13 protein-coding genes and 1 other annotated feature are annotated in these 15,619 nt (G+C 50.2%); all 13 genes read left to right on the top strand.

Annotation, left to right across the window (positions count from 1 at the left end; all coding sequences use genetic code 11):
• The first annotated feature begins 46 nt into the window (after positions 1-46).
• Positions 47-547, top strand: coding sequence for a helix-turn-helix domain-containing protein (locus DW826_RS12260; RefSeq protein WP_117471073.1), 501 nt, complete (start codon positions 47-49; stop codon positions 545-547).
• A gap of 197 nt (positions 548-744) precedes the next feature.
• On the top strand, positions 745-2,649 hold the full coding sequence (locus DW826_RS12255) for an ABC transporter ATP-binding protein (protein ID WP_117552843.1): 1,905 nt from the start codon (positions 745-747) through the stop codon (positions 2,647-2,649).
• Between the two features lie 77 nt (positions 2,650-2,726).
• On the top strand, positions 2,727-4,514 hold the full coding sequence (locus DW826_RS12250; RefSeq protein WP_117552842.1) for an ABC transporter ATP-binding protein: 1,788 nt from the start codon (positions 2,727-2,729) through the stop codon (positions 4,512-4,514).
• A gap of 226 nt (positions 4,515-4,740) precedes the next feature.
• On the top strand, positions 4,741-4,959 hold the full coding sequence (locus DW826_RS12245) for a hypothetical protein (RefSeq protein WP_021905908.1): 219 nt from the start codon (positions 4,741-4,743) through the stop codon (positions 4,957-4,959).
• A gap of 127 nt (positions 4,960-5,086) precedes the next feature.
• Positions 5,087-5,349: a binding site (T-box leader), on the top strand.
• A 253-nt stretch (positions 5,350-5,602) separates the two neighbouring features.
• A complete protein-coding gene (gene proS / locus DW826_RS12240; protein WP_117552841.1) occupies positions 5,603-7,036 on the top strand; it encodes a proline--tRNA ligase in 1,434 nt (477 codons plus the stop codon).
• A complete protein-coding gene (locus tag DW826_RS12235) occupies positions 7,036-7,602 on the top strand; it encodes a biotin transporter BioY (protein WP_021905906.1) in 567 nt (188 codons plus the stop codon). Before proS ends, DW826_RS12235 begins: the two co-directional genes overlap by 1 nt.
• Positions 7,603-7,632: 30 nt before the next feature.
• The gene (locus DW826_RS12230; RefSeq protein ID WP_117552840.1) at positions 7,633-8,865 is read left to right on the top strand and encodes a CCA tRNA nucleotidyltransferase; all 1,233 of its coding nucleotides are present in this window, start codon (positions 7,633-7,635) and stop codon (positions 8,863-8,865) included.
• A gap of 299 nt (positions 8,866-9,164) precedes the next feature.
• Positions 9,165-10,220: a spore coat protein CotS gene (locus DW826_RS12225; protein WP_242992085.1), complete on the top strand. Its 1,056-nt coding sequence runs from the start codon at positions 9,165-9,167 to the stop codon at positions 10,218-10,220.
• Between the two features lie 137 nt (positions 10,221-10,357).
• Entirely contained in the window at positions 10,358-10,813 is a 456-nt protein-coding gene (gene nrdR, locus DW826_RS12220; RefSeq protein ID WP_117470946.1) for a transcriptional regulator NrdR, read from the top strand.
• Between the two features lie 117 nt (positions 10,814-10,930).
• Positions 10,931-11,464, top strand: coding sequence for a YqeG family HAD IIIA-type phosphatase (locus DW826_RS12215; RefSeq protein ID WP_117484206.1), 534 nt, complete (start codon positions 10,931-10,933; stop codon positions 11,462-11,464).
• A 102-nt stretch (positions 11,465-11,566) separates the two neighbouring features.
• Positions 11,567-12,124 carry an elongation factor P gene (gene efp, locus DW826_RS12210; RefSeq protein ID WP_015555065.1) on the top strand — a complete coding sequence of 186 codons (558 nt, stop codon included), beginning with the start codon at positions 11,567-11,569 and terminating at the stop codon, positions 12,122-12,124.
• A gap of 506 nt (positions 12,125-12,630) precedes the next feature.
• Positions 12,631-13,998, top strand: a complete 1,368-nt coding sequence (gene mgtE, locus DW826_RS12205) for a magnesium transporter (RefSeq protein WP_021905901.1) — start codon at positions 12,631-12,633, stop codon at positions 13,996-13,998.
• 65 nt (positions 13,999-14,063) lie between these two features.
• On the top strand, positions 14,064-15,521 hold the full coding sequence (gene gltX / locus DW826_RS12200) for a glutamate--tRNA ligase (protein WP_117552839.1): 1,458 nt from the start codon (positions 14,064-14,066) through the stop codon (positions 15,519-15,521).
• The last annotated feature ends 98 nt before the right edge of the window (positions 15,522-15,619 follow it).

Raw genomic sequence — 15,619 nt, 5'->3', positions numbered from 1 at the left:
GTGAAGCCGGGAGAGCAAAAGTAAAGCGATATTTGGAGGAGACTTTATGGACCAGACTGGAAGAAAGATCACAAAGATCGCCCGTGAGGTTGGAAAGTTCACGGTGCAGACCATGAAGGAAGAGGGGATCGGAACAGCGGAATTCGATTTTATCCATCTCGTGCGCCACAATCCGGGAATCACCCAGACGGAGGTACGGGAGACTCTTAAGATCGATAAGGGCGCTGCGGCGAGGCGGGCGGCAAGCCTGGAGGCAAAAGGGTATCTCGAGAGAAAGCCGAATCCGGCGGATGGAAGAAGCCAGCTGCTTTACGCGACAAAAAAGGCGGAGGCATTAAAGAATTCGAAGGCGAGTATCGAGGCGGTCTTTTATGAGTGGCTGCTGGCGGAGCTGCCGGAGGAGGAGAAAAACGCATTTTGTGAGACGCTCGACAAACTGTACTGGCGGTCGAAGAATGAGCGGAGAGCTGGATTTGTGGATGTAGCGGAGTTAGTGGAGAAGCATAAGGAAGAGAATATAGAGGGTGCAGATGAAAAAAAGATGTAAAAAATAGAACTGTTTGAAGCTAGGATCTTGAAAGCAGCGGTGATAATAAAGAGAACGAGAAATTCTGGGTCTGGTGCAGAAAAAAGATATTTTTGAAGAAATTGCAGCAAAAATAAAAACAGACACTCCGGAAGAAGCTGCTTCAGAGAGAAATCGGTAACTCGGAAAAGTTTATAAGACTTCAGGAAAGAACAGCAATGGAAAAGAAAAATTTTCGCCCAGATAAGATCATGATGTATTTCCGGGCAGAATGGAAGGTTCTGGCGTTGATCACAGTGTCGGGATTGATCTATAACCTGGGCCTCATGGCGGGGCCATGGTTTGAGGGAAAGATGGCGGGCTGCCTGATGCAGATCCTGACAGGGACGGAGCGTTTTCCGGCGATGCTCCGGCTGGCGCCCGCCTATGTGATCGTGATCGGAACGGTGCAGCTGGCGAGATATATCAAGCGGTTCTATGTGCGCCGGTTCGCCAACAATGTAAACCGGCGGATGAAGCGGATCCTGTACCGGACACTGATACATAAATCCCGTGTGGAGCTGGAAAAAGAGGGCGCCGGAAACGTCATCACGAAGGCGATCTCCGACGTGGATGACTGCGTGGAAGGTATGAGAAAGTTTACCACGGAGATCTTTGATACAGGTGTGGCGCTTTTCGGATATGTGTGCATGCTGCTCTATTACGACTGGAGACTGGCGCTCTGTTCCATGATCTTTCCCCCTTTTTCCTATATTATAGCAGAGAAGATGAAACGGATCGTCCAGACAACGGGAGCAGCTTACAAGAAGCAGACCGGAAAGCTCAACGATGCGACCCTGGACAGGATCACCAACGCCATTACATACCGTGTTTTCGGATGTGAGAAGGAGCGCGGGGAGAACTACGAGGTTCACTTAAAAGAGTATGAACAAGCAGCTGTGAAGGCGAATATCTGGAACGCGGCTCTGCCGCCGGTCTACAAGGTGATCGCCATGGCGGGAACTGTGATGATCCTGTATTTCGGTTCAGAAAATATCCTCGGAATGGGCTGGACGTCATGGGATGTGGCGGCATTTACCACATTCCTGGCATGTTACGCGAAGCTCTCCGATAAGTCCTCGAAGGCGGCGAAGCTCTTCAATGCGGTCCACAAGGCGCAGGTTTCCTGGAAGAGGATCCATCCGTACATGGAGCGGGCGTCTGAGGCTGTGGAGAAAGATGAGATCGCGGCGCAGAATGAAAACTACAATACTGAAAGCTCCGACAAGGATGTGAAGAATGGACCGGGAGGCAGTGCGGTGCGTAAAGCTGGGCAGCAGTCAGAAAAGAACAGAGTCAAAGAAAACGTAGTCACGGCCTCCCATCTCACCTTCGCCTATCCGGGCAGTTCCCCGATCTTCAAGGATATTTCCTTCACTGCAAAACCAGATCAGATCATTGGCATCACGGGTCCGGTGGCGTGCGGAAAATCTACACTGGGAAAGAGTTTTCTCTGCGAATATCCGTATGAGGGTCATCTGACTTACGGCGGCAGGGAGCTTTCCTCCTACACGGAAAATGAGCGGAGCCGGATCATCGGGTATCTTGGACATGATCCGGAGCTTTTGGGAGACAGCGTGGAAAACAACGTGCTCTTGGGGGATGATGACAACGTCTGGACATGGCTTAGGGCTGTATGCTTCGACGAAGAGGTCCGGGAGATGGAGGAGAAGGAGAAGACCGTTGTGGGAAACAGTGGCGTCCGTCTCTCGGGAGGGCAGGCGGCGCGTCTTGCGTTGGCGAGAACACTCTGCCATGGAAAGCCGGTGCTGGTTCTGGATGATCCGTTCTCGGCGCTCGACAGAAATACAGAAAAACAGGTATTTGAGCATGTGAAGGAGCTCTCGAAAGACAGGATCGTGTTCCTGATCTCCCACAGACTATACCTGTTCCCGGAGTTCGACCAGGTGATCTGGATGGACCAGAAGATGGGAACATGCAGCAGCCATGAGAGGTTGATGGCGGAAAATCCGCAGTACGCGGAGCTTTACAGGGCGCAGGTTTCGGAGAAAGATGAAAATATTCTGTCAAGTGAGAAAAAAGATCATCCTGACGGCGCACAGAAATATGAGGATATTGAATAGACAACGAAAAGAAGCGGAAATCGCGGGAATCCATCAGGGAGACCGCGTGAAAATTCTGGGGAGAGGAGATGGAAATCATGACTGCAAATAGACGTATCAGCGCGGCATCGATTATCGGAAATACCGTCGTGCGGGAAAAAGGGCTTTCCATCGGAATCATTCTGACGGTGACGGGTGCCGTTGTCATTTCCCTGTTTCCGCCTCTCGTTCTCGGAAAGATCATTGACCGGATCGCCGGCGGAAATTTCCCGGGATTTTCCATGGCAGCGGAGTATTTTCTGCTGATCTTTTTGTCGGGGGCGCTGGAGTCTTTGAGAGAAAGTTTCCTGACTGTGTTTGGACAGAAGATGACCCATGCGTTCCGAAGCGAGCTTTCGAAGAAGCTTGTCCGGCTGAGCGCTGACACATTAAATAAGGAAGAGCCGGGTGCTGTGGTTTCCAGGTTTGTGGGCGATGTAGATACCGTGGAGGCATTGTTTACCTCCGGAATCATCAGCATGTTCGCGGATGCCTGCAGAGTCGTCAGTATCTTTGCGGTGATCTGGTTCCAGAACCGGGGACTTGCGCTGCTTCTTGTTGTATTGATTCCGGTGATCTTTGCGTTCACGAGAATCGTCCAGAAGCAGATGCTGACGGCACAGTTAGAGAACCGCGCGGCAATGAGCCGTGTCACAAATCATGTTCCGGAGACAATCCGGTGTATCAGAACGATCCATACACTTGGAAAAGAGACGTATATGGAGAAACGGTATGATGACTATATCGGGGAGAGCTATTCGGCGGTCGAGAAGACGAACTTTTACGACGCTGTTTACTCGCCGTTGATCCTGTTCCTGAATGCGGTGGCGGTGGCGATCGTCATGCTGCTTGCGGCATCCGGAAACGCGAAGATCCTGGCATTGTTCGGCATGTCCGTGGGAAAATCTGTCGCAGTCATCAACTATATTTCCCAGGTATTCTCGCCGATCGAGAACCTCGGCATGGAGATCCAGACGATCCAGTCGGCGGTTGCGGGTGTTTACCGGATCAACGAGTTTCTGGCGAAGCCAGAGAGGGAGATGGTAGAAGAGAGAGCATTTGTGGATTCCAGACATACAGTTGGAAAGAATGGCGCTGTACAGGAATTAGAGAATGCGCAGGGGAGAGCGGAGAATAGTTCCGGGGACACCAGTGCGGCGAGTATAGATTTAGATGCAGTCAAGGTAAATGATAGCGGAATTTTCGAAAATACAGAACCATGCGTGGAGTTTAAAGATGTCACCTTCGGCTACGACGACCACATCGTTTTAAATGACATGAATTTCGCAATCTATCCGGGCGAGCAGGTAACGCTGACGGGACGTACCGGCGCCGGAAAGAGTACGATCTTTAAGCTGCTTTTGGGACTCTATCGCCCGAATTCCGGTGAGGCTCTGATTGAGGGCGAGGCGGCATATCGGCTCTCTGACAAGGAGAAAAGAAAGAAGTTCGGCTATGTGGAACAGTCCTTTCATATGGTTCCGGGCACGGTCCGCGACCAGATCACACTGTTTGACCCGGCGATCGGGGACGAGGCGGTGCAGGCGGCCGCGAAGCTCGTGGGACTCCATGGGACGATCGTGAGCCTGGATGATGGCTATGACACATTATGTAAACCGGAGATATTCTCCCAGGGTCAGTGGCAGCTCTTATCCATCGCGAGAGCCGTTGCCGGAAAACCTGGGATCCTGCTTCTCGATGAGATCACGGCGAACCTTGACGCGGAGACGGAGGAGGTGGTGCTCCGGGCATTAAAGAGCGCGTCGGAAGGACGTACTGTTATCTCGATCTCCCACCGTGTTTACCAGAAGGACGGAACTGGGCGGCTCATTACCGTGTATGGATAGGGATTTTCTGAACTGAAAATCCCGTACAATACAGTTATGGCAGCGGATTTTGCCGATTTGGAATGCGAAGCATCGGTAAAATCGGTTACAGTTCATGTAAGCATGAACTGTAACACCAGATCAGGTATTTAGCGATTGGGAGCTGATTTATATTTACAAATGTTGACAGTGGGAATATAATAAGCCGAAGAAATCCTCGAGATTTTGTTTGACTGGAGGCGAAATCATGTCAATTTTATTTGCGATCATATTTCTTGTCGTGATCTTTAAGTGCGTTGGTCTTGTGCTTGGCGTATGTGGAAAACTTCTCGGCGCGGTGCTGAGCTTGTTTGGATTTATCTTATCCATCGCTGTCGGAGCAATCGTATTCGGAATTTCCACGGCATTTGCATTGGTGCTGTTATGCATCGCGGCGGGATGGCTGTTGATCAAGCTGATATTTTAAAGATCGTGTGTTCAGAATGGACACAGAAAGTGTGAGACTCCGGGATGGTGATGCCGGCCTGCAAAATCCGTCCCGGAGTCTTGACAAACATGGAAAAATCCATTAAAATCCATCATATATGCATATCAGACAGGCATTGAAGAGGGAAAGTAGATGAATGGCGGCATCCCAGAGAGGAAGCAGACGGTGAGAGCTTCCATGTGCGCGTTGTTGAACCGGCCTCGGAGCTTTGTGCGAGAGATGTGGAAAACGGCAGTGAAAACAGATTGCCGCAGTGAATGACTACATTGCTAAGTACAGCGTAGATCCGGCGTTAACGGATATCAGAGGAGAGTTCCCGTAAAGTGCGGGAGCTAATTTGGGTGGTAACGCCGGCTGTCGGTCCCTTTTGTGGACGACAGCCTTTTTTATGTAACAGGGAATTCCTTGGAATTTCCTGTTACATAAAAAGGCACTAATGTGCCAAAGATGCGCACTCGCGCGAAGATGTAGATTGTCGCAAGCGACCGCGCGAGGCGCGAGAATGTGCCAAGGCACATTTTTTTCGTTTCCACGGGGAGTGCCCCGGAACGGAACAGGCGTCCTGCATCCTCAGAAATTTTAGATGTATGCAATCCAAGAATTCATATAAAGGAGAAAAGCAATGGCAAGAGAGAAGAAACTTGTGGAATCCATCACTTCTATGGAAGACGATTTCGCGCAGTGGTACACAGACGTTGTAAAAAAAGCAGAATTATGTGATTATGCAAGCGTAAAGGGCTGCATGGTCATCAAACCGGACGGATACGCGATCTGGGAGAACATCCAGCATGAACTGGACAAGCGCTTCAAAAAAGCAGGCGTAAAGAATGTTTACATGCCGTTATTCATCCCGGAGAGCTTACTTGATAAAGAGAAAGACCATGTAGAAGGCTTCGCACCGGAAGTTGCATGGGTAACACAGGGAGGTCTTGAGCCGCTTCAGGAGCGTCTCTGCGTCCGCCCGACATCCGAGACCCTGTTCTGCGATTTCTACCAGAAAGACATCCACTCCTACCGTGACCTTCCGAAGGTATACAACCAGTGGTGTTCCGTAGTAAGATGGGAGAAGACGACAAGACCGTTCCTCCGCTCCAGAGAGTTCTTATGGCAGGAAGGCCACACCGCACATGCGACAGCAGAGGAAGCTCAGGAGAGAACGATCCAGATGTTAAACCTCTATGCAGATTTCTGCGAGGATTTCCTTGCGATCCCGGTCGTTCGCGGACAGAAGACAGATAAAGAAAAATTCGCAGGTGCTGAGGCAACCTATACCATCGAGTCCTTAATGCATGACGGAAAGGCACTCCAGTCCGGAACCAGCCACAACTTCGGCGATGGCTTCGCAAAGGCTTTCGGCATCCAGTATTCCGATAAGGACAACCAGTTAAAATATGTTCACCAGACCTCCTGGGGTATGACGACCCGTATGATCGGTGCCATCATCATGGTACACGGTGACAACGAGGGTCTTGTACTTCCGCCGAACGTAGCTCCGACTCAGGTTGTGATCGTTCCGATCCGCCAGCAGCAGGAGGGCGTTCTTGAGAAGGCAAGAGAGGTCGAGGAGGTTCTCTCCAACTTCCGCGTAAAAGTTGATGATTCTGATAAGAGCCCGGGCTGGAAGTTCTCCGAGTCCGAGATGAGAGGAATCCCGATCCGTGTAGAACTTGGACCGAAGGATATCGAGGCCGGTCAGGCTGTTTTAGTACGCCGTGACACCCACGAGAAGATCACCGTTGCTTTAAGCGAGATCGCAGAGAAGGTGGATGAGCTCTTAAAGACGATCCAGCATGACATGTACGAGCGCGCGAAAGCACACCGTGACGCCCACACCTACGACGCACACAACATGGAAGAGATGAAGGATATCGCTGACAATAAGCCGGGCTTCATCCGCGCAATGTGGTGCGGCTGCCAGGAGTGCGAGGACAAGTTAAAGGAGCAGGTCGGCGTTACATCCAGGTGTATGCCGTTCAAGCAGGAGAAGCTTGCTGAGACCTGCGTATGCTGCGGCAAACCGGCAACCAAGATGGTTTACTGGGGCAAAGCATATTAATGAAGCAATGGAACATCAGGGATCTGACGCTCGGAGGGCTGTTTACAGCCCTCATCGGCGTCGGAGCTTTTCTTAAGATCACGATCCCGGTGCAGCCAGTGCCCATGCACTTTACGCTGCAGTTTTTCTTTGTGCTACTTGCGGCGCTTTTGCTTGGATCAAAAAGGGCATTTGCCAGCGTGCTGACATATCTGGTGATCGGATTGTGTGGGATCCCGGTCTTTGCCACGGGCGGTGGTCCGGCGTATCTTTTAAAGCCTACATTCGGCTTTTTGATCGGATTTGCGGCGGCGGCCTATGTGACGGGACGTGTATATGAGATCAGGAAAAGTACATCTTTTTCCTGGCTTTTATTTTCTGCATTCTGGGGACTTCTCGCAGACTATGGCTGCGGGATGATCTATTTTTATGTGTGCAGCAATTTTGTCCTTGGCGTAAGCGTCGGATGGAAGGTCGTGTTTGTCAACTGCTTTCTTCTGACGGTCGGTGAGGATTTTATTTTATGTGTTCTGGCGGCAGTTTTGGCGAAACGGCTGATCCCAGTTCTTAAGAATCTGGGGAAATGATTACTAATTTATAAGGAGGAAACCGGACCGGTGAGAATTGAGATGCCCTATGAGGCGGAATGGATCATTGACAATATACGAAGCCATGGATACGAGGCATTTATCGTCGGAGGCTGTGTCCGGGACGCAGTCCTCGGGAGAATTCCGGGGGACTGGGACATTACAACCTCCGCAAAGCCGGAGCAGGTGAAGGAGATCTTCGGGAAAACCGTGGATACAGGCCTTAAGCATGGAACGGTGACGATCATTAAGCATGGAAGCGGCTATGAGGTCACCACATACCGGATCGACGGGGAATATCTGGACGGAAGACATCCGGAGACGGTTGAGTTTACGCCGGATCTCAGGGAAGATCTAAAGCGCCGGGACTTTACGATCAATGCCATGGCATACAGCCATGAGACGGGGATCGTGGATGAGTTTGAGGGCATGGAAGACCTGAAGCGCCGGGTGATCCGGTGCGTCGGCTGTGCGAAGGACCGGTTTACGGAGGACGCGCTGCGGATTCTCAGGGCAGTGCGGTTTGCGGCACAGCTGGACTTTGTGATCGAGGATGAGACGTACAAGGCCATCGCTGAGATCGCGCCGAACCTCGTCCATGTGAGCAAGGAGCGGATCCAGGTGGAACTCACGAAGCTTCTGCTGTCGGATCATCCGGAGAAGATCTGGATGGTGGACGCGACGGGGATCGCGGAGTATGTGACGCCAGGATTTACAGAGGTGTTTGAGCGGGAGCTGGAGAGCAGAAGTTCCAGGGATCCGTTAAAAGAATGCTGTGCTGGCATCGCTGCGCTTCCGGCGGACAAATCCCATAGATGGGCCGGTTTCCTGCGCCATATGACAGCGGAGCAGGCGGTGAAGATCCTTCGCGGATTAAAGCTTGACAATGATACTATTGGAAACGTAAAGAACATGATTACGGCATTCCAGGCACCGCTTGCGGTCGATAAGGTCGAGATCCGGAGACTTTTAAGCCGGGTGACGGAGTACCAGTTCCTCGGAGCCATGCAGCTAAAGAAGCTGGACGGAGATGAGACAGTTCCGGGGATCCTGCGGCTTTTTGAGGAGATCAAAGAGGCAGGAGACTGCGTGAGCCTGAAGCAGCTGGCGGTCAACGGAGGCGATCTTCTCGCAAAAGGTCTGGTAAAAGGAAAGCAGATCGGCGACGGGCTCATGTACCTTTTGAATCTGGTGCTTGAAAAACCAGAATTAAATAAAAAAGATATATTATTGGAGAAAATCAATCAATTTAAAGAGAAATAAAAATGTCAGTAGGGACATCTGCAGAGAATTTTGCAGGTGTCTTTTTTTGTGCAATAGGAAATTCCAAGGAATTCCCTATTACAAAAAAGGCACTAACGTGTCGATGATGCGCACTCGCGCGAAAATGTAGGTTGTCGCAAGCGGCCGCGCGAGGCGCGAGAATGTGCCAAGGTATATTTTTTTATTTAACGGCGGGCAGCCAGAAAGCAGCAAAAAACGTACAGGCCGTATTCTGGAAACAGGGGAATAATCCCCCCTTTCATTTCATATCTTGTGCAGAAGGAAATTCCGGCAGCAGGATGAGGGCCGGAATTGTTGTCGATGGAAAAGGTCAGAGCAGGATATGGGGGGATAGAATCGTGATCGACTGGAAGGAAGAGGCGGAGAAGACGTACGGATTTCGGGTGGATGTGCTGCGGAGAGGACGAGGATCCTGGATCCTTGAGACGGATCTGGGACTGCGGCTTTTAAAGGAATATCGTGGAAGTGTGAACCGCCTGGAGTTTGAGGAGGCGGTTTTGCAGTCTTTAGATGGAATGGAGACTCTGAAGGCGGACCAATATGTGAGAAATTCTGAGGGGGAGCTGTTGTCGACGGCGGAGGATGGGACCAGATATATCGTGAAGGAATGGTTCGCGGACCGGGAATGTGACCTGAAGGATGAAAGAGAGGTATTGTCGGCTGTGCGGGCATTGGCGCTTCTGCATCGGCAGTTCCGCATGATCAAACGGCAGGAAACGTGGAATATGAGATCCATGATCTCACTGCCGCTCTTTGAGGCCATGCGCCGCCACAACCGGGAGTTAAAGAAGGCGAGGACATTTATCCGCGGAAAGCGGAAGAAAAATGAATTTGAGCTCCGAGTGATCGGAAATTTTGAAATTTTCGCGGCCCAGGCCGTGGAAGCAGAGCGGGGCATGGAAAGGCTGTATGAGATTCACGGAAAAGAGATCGCAGATGGGTACGCGGTCTGCCATGGGGAGCCGGATTACCACCATATCCTGATCGGAAATGGGTACACGGCGGTGACGGAGTTCAACCAGATGCACCTGGGTGTCCAGATGGAGGACCTGTATTATTTCCTCAGGAAGATTATGGAGAAGCATGACTGGAATGAGCGGCTGGGGCGGCAGGTCATGGAGTCCTACGAACGGGTGCTGCCGGTCTCGGAAGTGGAGCGGCAGGTGCTTTATTACCTGTTTTTATATCCGGAAAAGTATTGGAAACAGATCAATTTTTATTACAACGCCAACAAGGCCTGGGTGCCCGCGAAGAGTACGGAGAAGATCAGAAAGCTGGAGGCTCAGCAGGAGGCGAGGGAGAGCTTTATACAGACAGTTATTCAAGGCGTGTAAGGAAAAAGCCAGGAGATCGGAATTACGGATAAAGAGCAAAAGACTTGCGGAACCAGAGGATAGTGTGATAAGATATGGTATAAAAATGCGGCCGTGAGCGGAAAAATAGTACGGTCGGCAGCAAAGGAGGAAGTCCCATGAAATGTCCGTTTTGTGGTGCCCAGGATACAAAGGTCATCGACTCGCGTCCGGCTGATGATAACAGCTCGATCAGACGCCGACGTCAGTGCGAGGAGTGCGGAAAGCGCTTTACGACATATGAGAAATTAGAGACACTGCCGCTTATGATCATCAAGAAAGATGATTCCAGAGAACCGTACAATCGTGCGAAGATCGAAAACGGAATCCTTTTGTCATGTCATAAGCGTCCGGTCTCCTCGGACCAGATCACGAAGATGATCGACGAGATCGAGAAGCAGATCTTCAGCATGGAAGAGCGTGAGATCCCGTCCGTGACCATCGGCGAGCTTGTCATGAAAAAACTCAAGATGGTGGACGAGGTTGCATACGTCCGTTTCGCGTCTGTCTACAGGGAATTTAAGGATGTGAACGCGTTTATGGATGAATTGGCTAAGTTCTTAAATAATAAATAACAGCAAAAGAGGCGGTTTGGCTGTGCACCGGTCTGCAAAAGGGTCAATGAATGACGTTGTTCACCCGGATAAAAACAGGAGCAGGTATGGCTGAAGTGCTGAATTAAGGGTAATATTATGTTTGAAATATTCTATCCGGGGAACTATGTGGACAGCGCATACGAGATCCCGTACGAGAAACTTTATGAGAGAGGATACCGGGGAATCATCTTCGATGTGGACAATACCCTGGTTCCCCACGGGGCACCGGCGGACAAGCGGGCGATCGAGCTCTTTGAGCGGCTCCGCGCCATCGGCTTTTCCACCTGCATCCTTTCCAATAATAAGGAGCCGCGTGTATCACCTTTTGCGGACAAGGTGGGAAGTCCCTATATTTTTAAGGGTGGGAAACCGTCGAGAAAAGGCTACGAGCGGGCTATGGAGCGGATGAAAACGGACCGTGATACCACTTTTTTTGTCGGCGACCAGCTGTTTACGGACGTCTGGGGCGCAAACAGGACAGGCCTCTATTCGATCCTTGTAAAGCCCATCAATCCAAAAGAAGAGATCCAGATTGTCCTGAAACGGTATCTCGAGGCGGTAGTTCTCATGTTTTACAGGAAACGATTGAAAAAAACGGGGCGGACAGCCGGGGATTTTTGCAAAAAATAGTTGAAAACCGTTGGAGAATAGTATAGAATAGGATAGAATCAGCGATAAGCGTGAAATTTGAAATGAAATAATTGGAAACAGTTTTAAGGAGGATTATCATTTATGGTATCAGCAGGTGATTTCAGAAATGGCGTTACACTTGAAATCGATGGACAGGTTGTTCAGATCTTAGAGTTCCAGCACGTAAAACCGGGTAAGGGTGCTGCTTTCGTTAGAACAAAATTAAAAAACGTTATCAATGGCGGTGTAGTTGAGAGAACATTCCGTCCGACCGAGAAATTCCCAGCAGCAAGAATCGACCGCGTAGATATGCAGTATCTGTATGCAGACGGTGACCTTTACAACTTCATGGATGTTAACACATACGAGCAGATCGCATTATCCACAGATGTTGTAGGTGATGCATTAAAGTTCGTTAAAGAGAACGAGACAGTTAAAGTCTGCTCCTACAATGGCAAGGTATTCTCTGTTGAGGCTCCGTTATTCGTAGAGCTCGAGATCACAGATACAGAGCCGGGCTTCAAGGGCGATACAGCTACAGGCGCAACAAAGCCGGCTACTCTTGAGACAGGCGCTCAGATCAACGTTCCGTTATTCGTTAACCAGGGTGACCGCGTTAAGATCGATACACGTACTGGTGAGTACCTTTCCAGAGCTTAATCCACGAAGTATTATAACCCCAGGAAACCTTATGTTTCCTGGGGTTTTCGTTCCATAAAACGCTGTAAAATACGCACAACCAGTAACGTAATAGTAACAAACTAATAACACTGTGTTCATGAACGCTGCCAGCCCATATCCTGGCGGCTTTTTGTCATTGTTCACGGGTAGGAATTTTCTGAACTGAAAATTCATCTTCTTCACGAAAAATTGCGTAACCGGTTGCCAATTGGGTAAAATTTTCTTATAATGGAAAGCACAGAGAAAGGAAGTGAACACATAATGGAAGGTCGAAGTCATACGATGGAAGCAGACGCACACCCTGAACCAGTGGCAATAGGCATGACAGGGACGATCTGTTATGTGTATTGCCGAATTTAACTGTACAGGAGCTTGTGGACCGGCGCAGGGGAAATGCGGCGGCTGCAGGTGTCTTTGCTTCCATAATCGCGTGAAAAGAACGGCAAAATGCTGAGCGAAAGCAACTGATTATGGGGGAAAAGAAAATGCCGAATGATGGAAATGAGACATTTGACATGGAGCATCTTCTGGAGCTGGCGAAGGAGAAAAAGTACCGCCTGTTAAAGGAAGAGCTTGTGGAACTGAACGAGGTGGATATCGCGTCATTCATCGAAGAACTGGATTCTGAGCGTACGGTCATCGTGTTCCGGATGCTGCCGAAGGCGCTGGCGACCGAAGTGTTTGCCGAGCTTCCGGTGGACAAGCAGAGTCACATTATCAACAGCATCACCGATAAAGAGCTTTCCGAGATCGTGGAAGAGCTTTATGTGGATGATGCCGTAGACCTGGTGGAGGAACTTCCGGCAACGGTGGTCCGCCGTGTCCTTCAGAACACGAAACCGGAGACGAGAAAACTGATCAACCAGTTCTTAAACTATCCGGAAAACACAGCCGGAAGTATCATGACGGCTGAGTACGTCGGATTAAAGAAGACTATGACGGTGGAACAGTGTTTCGCCTATATCCGTCATCACGCGGTGGATTCCGAGACGATCTACACCTGCTATGTGATGGACGAAAAACGAATGCTGGACGGCGTTGTGACGGTAAAGGATCTTCTCCTTCAGCCCTATGAGCGTCTGGTGGGCGATATTATGGACACCCACGTCATCAAAGCCCAGACGACCGATGACCAGGAGCAGGTGGCGGACACGATGAACAAGTACGGTCTGCTCTCCATGCCGGTAGTTGACAGTGAGGACCGCCTTGTGGGAATCATCACCGTTGACGATGTCATGGAAGTCATGGAAGAAGAGGCCACCGAGGACTTCGAGAAGATGGCGGCGATGCTGCCGAGTGAAAAGCCGTATCTAAAGACCGGCGTCTTCACATTGGCAAAAAACAGGATCCCGTGGCTTCTGATCTTAATGCTTTCCAGTACGATCACCGGCGGAATCCTCGTAAAATATGAGAATGCCTTTGCGGCAATCCCGCTTCTTGTAAGCTTTATCCCGATGCTTATGGATACCGGCGGAAACTCCGGAAGCCAGAGCAGCACCATGATCATCCGTGGTATGGCTATCGGCGATGTGGAGCCTTCGGATATCCTGAAGGTCGTGTGGAAGGAAGTACGGGTCGGCGTGATCGTTGGATTTGTCCTGGCGGTGGTAAACTTTATCCGTCTGATGATCCAGTATCCGGGCAACACGATGATCTGCGTGACCGTCGTGATCAGCCTGTTCTGTACGGTCATCGTTGCGAAGACGATCGGATGCACACTGCCGATCGGGGCGAAGGTCTTAAAGCTTGATCCGGCGATCATGGCGTCACCGATGATCACGACGATCGTGGATGCGGTGAGTCTGATGGTGTACTTTAATCTGGCTTGTCATTTATTAGATATGACGGTATAGAAAAAAAGAATGTCTGTCTGCGGAACTATCCGCGGATAAATATATATCAACAGGAGATATGGATTATGGAAAAAATCAGAACAAGATTTGCGCCGAGCCCGACCGGCCGGATGCATGTAGGTAATTTAAGAACAGCTCTTTACACATACCTGATCGCAAAGCATGAAGGCGGAGATTTCATTCTCCGTATTGAGGATACAGACCAGGAGCGCCACGTTGAGGGTGCTGAGGGAATCATCTACCGCACACTGGAAAAGACCGGACTGATCCATGACGAGGGTCCGGATAAGGACGGCGGCTATGGTCCGTATGTCCAGAGTGAGCGCCAGAAAGCCGGAATCTACATGGAGTACGCGAAAAAGCTTGTAGAAAAAGGTGAGGCATATTACTGCTTCTGTACCCAGGAGCGCTTAAATTCATTAAAGAAGACCGTAAACGGTGAGGAGATCATGGTATACGATAAGCACTGCCTGCATCTTACCAAAGAAGAGGTAGAGGCAAACTTAAAGGCAGGAAAGCCGTTCGTTATCCGCCAGAACAACCCGAAAGAGGGAACTACAACATTCCACGATGAGATCTACGGAGATATCACGGTAGACAACGCAGAGCTCGACGATATGGTTCTTATCAAATCCGACGGATACCCAACCTACAACTTCGCAAACGTTGTGGATGACCATCTGATGAAGATCACACACGTTGTCCGCGGAAACGAGTACCTTTCTTCCTCCCCGAAGTACAACCGTCTCTACGATGCATTCGGCTGGAAAGTTCCGGTATATGTACACTGCCCAACCATCACAAACGAGGAGCACAAGAAATTAAGCAAGAGAAGCGGACATTCCTCCTTCGAGGATCTTCTCGAGCAGGGCTTTTTAACAGAGGCGATCGTAAACTTCGTTGCCCTCTTAGGATGGTCCCCGACAGACAACCAGGAGTTCTTTACTCTTGAGGAGCTTGTAAAAGCGTTCGACTACCACAATATGAGCAAGTCCCCGGCTGTCTTCGATATGACAAAGCTTCGCTGGATGAACGGCGAGTACATCAAGAAGATGGACGATGGGAAGTTCTTCGAGCTTGCAAAGCCGTACCTTGAGACTGCGATCAAGAAACCGTTAGACTTAAAGAAGATTGCCGGAATGGTGAAGACGAGAATCGAGACACTGTGCGATATCGCGGATCAGGTCGACTTCTTCGAGGAGATGCCGGAGTACAGCGCGGACATGTATGTTCATAAGAAGATGAAGACAACAAAGGAGAACTCCTTAGAGACATTAAAGGAGGTTCTTCCGATCCTTGAGGCACAGGAAATCTACAGCAACGACGCTCTGTTTGAGACCCTGTCCAAATATGTTGCCGATAAGGGCGTAAAGACTGGTTTCGTTATGTGGCCGATCCGCACAGCAGTATCTGGAAAACAGATGACACCGGCAGGCGCTACCGAGATCATGGAGATCATCGGAAAAGAGGAGTCCCTGGCACGTATCAGGAAGGGAATTGAGTTGTTGGAGGCTGCTGAGTAATTTGCAAATCGCGTAGCGGTGAGATGACTGAACAGTCGCAAAACCGCAATACGATCATGCGGCGGACCGGGCAGAAACAGAAAGAAACCTGACCGGAA

It is taken from the genome of Clostridium sp. AM34-11AC (assembly GCF_003435375.1).
Lineage (GTDB): Bacteria > Bacillota > Clostridia > Lachnospirales > Lachnospiraceae > Pilosibacter > Pilosibacter fragilis.
This window is presented reverse-complemented; position numbering and strand designations above follow the sequence as displayed.